This is a genomic window from Paenibacillus sp. TY11, assembly GCF_059772165.1.
This window is the reverse complement of the sequence record NZ_JCBAIQ010000015.1, coordinates 89,187-97,064: the sequence shown is the minus strand read 5'-3', so window position 1 is coordinate 97,064 and position 7,878 is coordinate 89,187. Positions and strand designations below refer to the sequence as shown.

The following is a 7,878-nucleotide window of genomic DNA, read 5'->3' as shown; positions in this document are numbered from 1 at the left end:
CCACCTGGATCGCCTGGAGAAACAGGGGTAACACCCCGTTTTTCCCAGATACCAGACCATTATTATGTAAAGAAAAAGAACCCGCGTCTCAAAAAGACGGGGTTTCTCGACAATCTGACCGCATCTATTTTGCGGTCTTTTTCTAATGCCTGAAGTTACATAAAGCTTTTAGCATGTGTAACATAACTGTGCAGAATCATGCCGAAGATAACGATGAACATACCGATCCATGATAAAGGAGATGGAATTGGAATAGACAGAAAGATTAATTCTCCCATTAATGCAAAAAGCACTTCCAGAGATTGTGTCGCTTCTACTGTCGCCAGCTTTTGCATATTTCCACGAACCTGATCTGTAGCTTTAAAAAATAAAACCGTAGCGACCACCCCTGAAAACACAGCTACCAAAGCAGACTGAATCGTCTGATCCTTACTTGGCAATCCCGCGCTGAAAACTCCATATAACGAAAGCAATAACCAGAAGGGCAAACTGGCTAAAGTCATCCCGAGCACACGTTGATAGGCATCTAACCGCCCCGCACAGACTTCCATCATTTTGCGATTACCTAATGGATAGGCGAAAGAGGCGAGTATGACAGGCAGAATACCGAATAAAAAATCTTGGGTAGAAATAGATTGCGACTGTTCGACTTGCATAACAATAATTCCGATTAAAATAACGAGAGACATCAACAGTCCTTGGATGGGGATTTTTCCTCGTACTTTGATTGGGCCTTTCTCCGTTTGTACAACCTCAGCAAATAAAGGGACAAGCAAAGATCCGGAAATAATGGTGATTTGCCAGGTTCCCGCAATCAACCAACCCGGTGAATAAGCCGATGCGAAGCATAACGGAGCATAAAATAAGCCAAATCCGAGTAAGCTCCACCACAGCCACGTTCCCGGTTGTTCTTTCATGACTTTCCAAAGAGGCTTAAGCTTATGTTGGGTCATCACAATGACGATTAGAATAGGAACCATAAACAGATATCGCAATGAAGCACTCCAGATCCAGCTTCCGCCAGACAGCTCCATAGATCGATTGAGAACAAATGTAAAAGCAAAAAAGAAAGCCGCCAACACTCCAAGCCAGATTGATTGCAAAATATTCACCTTATTCTTTAAATATCGTTATTACCCATATTAATAACTTTTGATCATTCATTTCAAGAGTGTCTTCACAGTTGACAAGGTAAAAGGGATGCTGTATATTACTGAATGTTGATTTTAATAGTAATTATTACGATTTAAAGAAATGGAAATGATAAGCCTATATTAAAGGGAGCATACCAGCAATGAATAAGAAAGTAATACCGGTAACAGTGCTGAGCGGATATTTGGGTGCAGGAAAAACGACGATTTTGAATCATGTGTTAAACAATCGGGACGGAATGAAAGTGGCAGTCATCGTCAATGACATGAGTGAAGTAAATATAGATGCCGAGCTGGTTAAAAAAGAAGGCGGCTTGTCCAGAACAGAAGAAAAACTGGTCGAGTTGTCTAATGGTTGTATTTGTTGCACATTACGTGAAGATTTATTGATTGAGGTCAAGAAGCTGACGGAACAAGGCGAGTTTGATTATATTTTAATCGAATCTACAGGCATCAGTGAACCCGTGCCAATCGCTCAAACCTTCACATACGCTGATGAAGGAACTGGTATTGATTTGGCTTCGCTGGCAAAACTGGATTGCATGGTGACCGTAGTCGATGCGAACCGTTTTTGGCATGATTTTGAATCGGGAGAAACGCTACTGGATCGCAGGCAGGCTACTGGAGAAGACGACACACGTGATATCTCGGACTTGCTGATTGACCAGATTGAAACCTGTGATGTATTGATTCTGAATAAGTGCGATTTGGTTCAGCCTGCGGAGCTGGACAAGCTAGAGGGTGTGCTGCGGAGATTGCAGCCTGAAGCCCGAATCATTCGCACTTCCAAGGGAAAGGTCGCTCCTTCGGACATTTTGAATACGGGGTTGTTCAATTTTGACAAGGCTAGTCAATCCGCAGGATGGATTCGTGAGCTGGAGCTGGGAAGCCATACGCCGGAAACGGACGAATATGGGATCAATTCCTTTGTATATCGCCGTAGAAGACCGTTTCATCCTGCAAGATTGGCTGAATTTATGACCTACTGGCCGGAGGAGATCGTTCGCGCCAAAGGTTTGGCCTGGATTGCGACCCCTCAAGATTGGGCAGCGAGTATCAGCCAGGCAGGACCATCTATTCAATTCGGCCCGGCGGGAAGCTGGCTTGCGGCGTTGTCTGAAGAAGAACGGCAGGAGATCGTCGCAGCCGACCCTGAGGCTCTGGATAATTGGGATGAGCAATGGGGCGACCGCATGAACGAAATCGTTATGATCGGTATCGGAATGAATCGACCGGACTTGGAAGAAGAGCTAGATGAATGTCTGCTGAACGATAGCGAAATGGATATGGACTGGTCCAGCTTTGAGAATCCGCTGCCTTGGCCGACATGATGAAGCTAGTTGATCCACTCCGTAATAAAGTCCATACACTTTTTGGCGGCTGGAGCCATATTCTTTAAAGAGGAAGCAGCGATCCCAACGGAACGAAAATACGGCCCATCCAAGGGGCGAATACAAATTTCATAAGGGTTTTGAACTAAAATCATTTCTGGAAGGATGCTTACGCCCAGGCCATTTTGCACCATAGCCATAATGGCATGATCATCTTCTAATTCATATTTGATTTTCGGAGCAAGTTTGTGCTGGGAAAAAATTCTCCGTACATCTGTGTCACAGCCTGAAGCAGGCATAATGAAGGGTTCATCGAGGAATTGATCCACACGTATGCTTGTTTGCTCCCGAAGCATATGATTAGGTGGCAGTATGCACAGCATTCTTTCTTTTTTTAACGGCAAGACTTCCAGTACGTCTAAAGTGGGCAGATTAACGAAGCCAAAATCAGCTTCTCCGCTGGCTATCCAATTCTCAATGTCATGGTAGTTACCATCGAGCAGTTTCAGTTCAATGAATGGGAACTGTTCGTTAAACTTTTGGATGATACCGGGCAACCAATGGATGGATACACTTGAGAATGTACCTATCTTTACGGTTCCGGTTTCCAGTCCTTTGATTAGAGCGACCTCTTGATAAAGTCTTTCGTTCATTTGTATGATCTCTCTGAAATGCTTCATCAGACGTTCCCCATTACTGGTCAATTGGATGCCTGAGCGTCCTCTAATCAAAAGAGTCAGGCCCAATTCATGTTCCAAACCAGCAACTGCATGGCTAATAGCAGATTGTGTAAGATTAAGAAGTTCTCCTGCTTTGGTAAAGCTTCCTGCTTCTACTATGCTAAGAAAAACCTTATATTTAAACAAATTCATGTGTCCTCCAACATGGAATGAAATATATTCATACATAGTATCACATATATTCATTTTTTTTATCTCAGTTATGTGGTTATAATCAAACTTGAGAAAAATGCTGATAACCATTTAATTTCTGGGAGGTACCTATGAGTTCAATTGCAAAAACACCACAGCCCCCTTATTATGCAGCTATTTTTACTTCTGAGCGTACGGAAGGGGATGGCGGATACGGAAAGATGGGGGACAAAATGGTGGAACTGGCTGCCGAGCAACCTGGCTTTTTAGGTGTGGAAAGTGTTCGTGACCAAAATGGAGTAGGCATCACAGTGTCTTATTGGGAGTCATTGGACGCTATAAAACATTGGAAGCATAACAAACTGCACAAGGTAGCACAGGAGAAGGGGAAATCCGAGTGGTATAAAACATTTGGTTTAAGAGTGAGCAAGGTAGAACGAGATTATTTTTTTACACTGTAAATGGGCTTAGTAAACAGGCTTAATACTAAAGTTATTCGTTGAGGGATCAAGCCGAAACTGCTCATAACCAACGTGCTGGATTACTCTAAATTAGAGAACCCTGGCTGAAGCCAAAGAAATCCCTATAAGGGCTTCTTTGGCTTTTCTTTCAGGAAAAAACCGTCGACAGTTTTGAAGAACGCCAGCATAAGAGGATTTTCAGCCAACACTTGCTTGCAAAATCTCCAGAACTGCTAAAGGGAGAGTAAATGGTTCTGTTCATATTCAGTTCACAAATGTGGATTATTCTTTCTATAGAAATCATTGTAGGGAGGACATGAATGTGGAATATACAGACAGAAAAGAGCCCTTGGCCATTGAAGCAAGAGGACTCGTTAAAGCTTTTGGGAATAAGCAGGCGGTAGACGGTGTCGATCTGAATGTGCGAGTCGGCACGATCTACGGAGTGCTTGGTCCTAATGGAGCAGGTAAGACGACTACCATCCGAATGCTGTCGACGTTATTACGGCCTGACGGGGGATCGGCGCGCATCTTCGGGTACGATGCAGTAAAGGAACCGCAGGTTGTGCGTCAATTGATCGGCGTGACAGGCCAGTACGCATCGGTCGATGAGTCGCTTAGCGCTACCGAGAATCTGATCATCTTCTCCAGGCTGCTCGGACTGGGACGTGCCGAGGCACGCCATAAGGCAGCGGAGCTGCTGGAGGAATTTGGCTTGGCCGAAGCAGCGAAGCGACCGTTAAAACATTTCTCCGGAGGCATGCGCCGCCGACTGGATTTGGCCGCAAGTCTTATTGCCAAGCCGCCACTGATCTTCCTAGATGAGCCGACTACCGGGCTGGACCCGCGCACGCGTGTCCAGATGTGGAACACAATCCGACGTCTGGTCAAGACTGGTTCCACCGTACTGCTCACTACCCAGTACCTCGATGAGGCGGATCAGCTTGCTGACCGAATCGCCGTGATCGATCATGGTCGGGTAGTCGCCGAAGGTACGGTGGGCGAACTGAAAGCGGCAGTGGGGGCGTCAACTCTGCAACTCAGAGTGCAAAATCACCAGGACATTGAGAGAGCTGCTCAGATCGTTGAACAAGTGCTTTCAGTCAAGTCCAGCGTGTCGGTGGAGGCTGGAAAAATTATTTCTCCGATGGCTAATGCCGATCGGGTGACGGACCTGCTGATTGCCCTCCGTTCCGGAGAAATTCAGTTGGCAGAGATGAGTGTGCAAAAGCCAACGCTTGACGAGGTGTTTCTGTCCATCACTGGTCATGGGGTAGAAGTAAATAAGCAGCAGACGGCGCAAGGAGCGCATGCTGTGGAGGGAGTGAGAGCATGAAGAACGCTACTGCTATGACAGGTTCTGATCGTACATTGAAAAAGTCTGTGAGTTTCAGGCAGGCGTTCCGTAACTCCATGACGATGGCTTACCGGGGCATTCTGAAGATCCGCCATACTCCCGAGCAGTTGTTTGATGTCACGCTCCAGCCGATTATTTTCACGCTTATGTTTACCTATATCTTTGGCGGGGCCATCTCCGGAGACGTACAGCATTATTTGCCGGTCATCATCCCAGGCATCCTCGTGCAGACTGTCATCTCGACCTCCGTCGTTACCGGTGTCCAACTGCGTGAGGATATGGACAAGGGAGTGTTCGACAGATTCAAGTCGCTCCCGATTGCACGGATTGCACCTTTGGCTGGAGCTCTGCTGGCAGACAGCATTCGGTATACTATTGCGACAGTACTTACCTTCGCTATGGGGTATATTTTGGGATATCGGCCAGAGGGAGGATTGCTAAGTGTTGCTATCGCCGCACTTCTGGTCATCGTGTGTTCCTGGGCGGTCAGCTGGATTTTTGCTTTCTTTGGCGTGATTGCCCGCACGGCTTCAAGTGTACAGGGCATATCCATGATTGTTCTGTTTCCGCTTACCTTTGTTTCCAACGCATTTGTGCCTGTGGACACCATGCCTGGCTGGTTGCAGTGGTTTGTGAATATCAACCCGATTTCACATCTTGTGAACGCAGTTAGAGAGCTTGCGAATACGGGTGTGATTGGCGGAGAACTGGCGATCTCCCTGCTTGGCGCTGCAGTCATTGTGGCGGTCTTCGCACCGCTTACGGTGCGAGCATATATGCGTAAAGCATAAGATGCCGCTCTTCTTGACGAGGAGGAGAGATTTAAGGCAGAGTTAGCTAGGGGGGATTGAAATGACACGTGTATTGGTTGTTGATGATGATCCGCATATTCGTGAACTGGTCGGGCATTTTTTGGGACTAGAAGGCCTGGAGGTAGTTGAGGCGGTAGATGGTTTGGATGCGATGCGCATTTTTGATGAAATTAAGGTCGATTTGCTTGTTCTTGATATCATGATGCCGGGAATGGATGGTTGGGAGCTGTGCCGTAAGCTGCGCGAGCAGACCGACCTGCCGCTGCTTATGCTTACAGCCAAAGGCGAGACGTCACAGATCGTGAAGGGCTTCGCGCTTGGAACGGACGACTATCTTGTCAAGCCCTTCGATCCCATGGTGCTTGTCGCACGCGTAAAGGCTTTACTAAAACGGTATCGGATCATGGCTTCAAAATCGGTGACTGTCGGAGATCTTGTCCTGCGCAGCGATACATTTGAATGCAAGGCTGGGGAAAAAGAGATTACCCTGCCGCGCAAGGAATTTGAGCTACTCTTCAAACTGGGCAGCTATCCTGGCAAAACCTTTACCCGCGACCAGTTGATCGAACAGATTTGGGGTTATGATTACGAGGGAGACGAAAGAACGGTTGATGTCCATATCAAGCGCCTTCGGGAACGGTTTCCGGAGGCAAGCTACTCCTTCCGGATCAGTACGATCCGGGGCTTGGGTTATCGGCTGGAGGGAAGGCAATGAAGCGGGAACCGGGATTCCTCCATATCCTTGCGAGACTCATGCTGGTGTTAATGGTGCTGTATTTCAGCTGGACTGCCGCGTACTTTATTACGGCGGCGATCTATTCGCGCATATCATGGACTCCAGATGATTTGTTCGTCTTTCTTATAAATGCGACGCTTGGCTTTTTTTTCTTCGGTATGATCAGTATGATTGTAAGACGCTTTATCCAGCCTAGAGGGCAGCATTTTTTTACCGAAATGATCAGTGCTTTAAAACGCATTTCACAAGGGGATTTTCACATTAATTTGGGATGGGACTTCGGTAGGGGAAATGGAAACCACGGGAGGACACATCCTTATATACAGCTGGTGGACAGCATCAATAATATGGCGGCAAATCTGAAGGCTATGGAAGAGCTGCGGGAGGAGTTTATTTCGAACGTATCCCATGAAATCGGCTCACCGCTGACCTCGATAATCGGTTTCGCCAAGGCGCTCAAGGATGAAAATCTGGATCATGAGCAGCGAGCGCGGTATTTGGAGATCATCGAGACGGAGTGTATTCGTCTGTCCAAGCTAAGCGATAATCTCATGAAGCTGGCGGTGCTGGATTCGAAGAGGCATCCGTTTCATCCGTCCCCTTATCAGCTGGACAAGCAACTGATATCGCTTATCCTCGCCTGCGAGCCGCAATGGGAGGCTAAAAAAATCGATATGACTGTTGAGGTGGATATAGTTGAGGTCAACGCGGACGAGGATCTGATGGGCCAGGTTTGGGTGAATCTTCTTCACAATGCCATTAAATTTACACCACAGGCTGGAAGCATATCTGTTTCTCTTTCAAGTAACGGTGATCAGGCGGTTATCTGCATTGCGGATACGGGACAGGGCATCAACGAACAGGATCAGCAGCGCATTTTTGAACGATTTTATAAAGCAGACCAGTCACGGGCCCGAACTGCAGGAGGCAGCGGCTTGGGACTTTCCATTGCTTATAAAATAACAGAGATGCATACCGGCTCTATCTCTGTGTCCAGCAAAGAGGGAGAAGGAACGGCATTTACAGTATTGCTGCCACTGCACCAGGAAGCAACAGCCTCCAGGTAAACCTGTTTAAGCGAAAATCCACCTATTTCTTCATCCTTTGTTGGTAATAACAAAAGGAGCGTCTTCTAAGCCATAAACGGCTGTCAGGACG

Annotated in this window: 8 protein-coding genes; 6 read left to right on the top strand and 2 right to left on the bottom strand. The window is 47.0% G+C overall.

Going from position 1 to position 7,878, the window contains the following annotated elements; genetic code table 11:
• Positions 1-155: 155 nt before the first annotated feature.
• Positions 156-1,103, bottom strand: coding sequence for a DMT family transporter (locus AC6EJC_RS17475; RefSeq protein ID WP_444955064.1), 948 nt, complete (start codon positions 1,101-1,103; stop codon positions 156-158).
• A gap of 191 nt (positions 1,104-1,294) precedes the next feature.
• Between AC6EJC_RS17475 and AC6EJC_RS17470 the strand changes: the two genes are divergently transcribed.
• A complete protein-coding gene (locus tag AC6EJC_RS17470) occupies positions 1,295-2,482 on the top strand; it encodes a GTP-binding protein (RefSeq protein ID WP_444955063.1) in 1,188 nt (395 codons plus the stop codon).
• A 5-nt stretch (positions 2,483-2,487) separates the two neighbouring features.
• Here AC6EJC_RS17470 and AC6EJC_RS17465 read toward each other — a convergent pair whose 3' ends face one another.
• On the bottom strand, positions 2,488-3,354 hold the full coding sequence (locus tag AC6EJC_RS17465; protein ID WP_444955066.1) for a LysR family transcriptional regulator: 867 nt from the start codon (positions 3,352-3,354) through the stop codon (positions 2,488-2,490).
• A 131-nt stretch (positions 3,355-3,485) separates the two neighbouring features.
• Here AC6EJC_RS17465 and AC6EJC_RS17460 point away from each other — a divergent pair, with 131 nt between their 5' ends.
• The 5 genes from AC6EJC_RS17460 (at position 3,486) to AC6EJC_RS17440 (ending at position 7,787) form a co-directional block, all read left to right on the top strand.
• A complete protein-coding gene (locus AC6EJC_RS17460) occupies positions 3,486-3,815 on the top strand; it encodes an antibiotic biosynthesis monooxygenase family protein (protein ID WP_444955062.1) in 330 nt (109 codons plus the stop codon).
• A 316-nt stretch (positions 3,816-4,131) separates the two neighbouring features.
• Positions 4,132-5,151, top strand: coding sequence for an ATP-binding cassette domain-containing protein (locus tag AC6EJC_RS17455; protein WP_444955061.1), 1,020 nt, complete (start codon positions 4,132-4,134; stop codon positions 5,149-5,151).
• A complete protein-coding gene (locus tag AC6EJC_RS17450; protein WP_444955060.1) occupies positions 5,148-5,963 on the top strand; it encodes an ABC transporter permease in 816 nt (271 codons plus the stop codon). The genes AC6EJC_RS17455 and AC6EJC_RS17450 overlap by 4 nt, the downstream gene beginning before the upstream one ends.
• A 61-nt stretch (positions 5,964-6,024) precedes the next feature.
• Positions 6,025-6,699, top strand: a complete 675-nt coding sequence (locus tag AC6EJC_RS17445) for a response regulator transcription factor (RefSeq protein ID WP_444955059.1) — start codon at positions 6,025-6,027, stop codon at positions 6,697-6,699.
• A complete protein-coding gene (locus tag AC6EJC_RS17440) occupies positions 6,696-7,787 on the top strand; it encodes a sensor histidine kinase (protein ID WP_444955058.1) in 1,092 nt (363 codons plus the stop codon). Before AC6EJC_RS17445 ends, AC6EJC_RS17440 begins: the two co-directional genes overlap by 4 nt.
• The last annotated feature ends 91 nt before the right edge of the window (positions 7,788-7,878 follow it).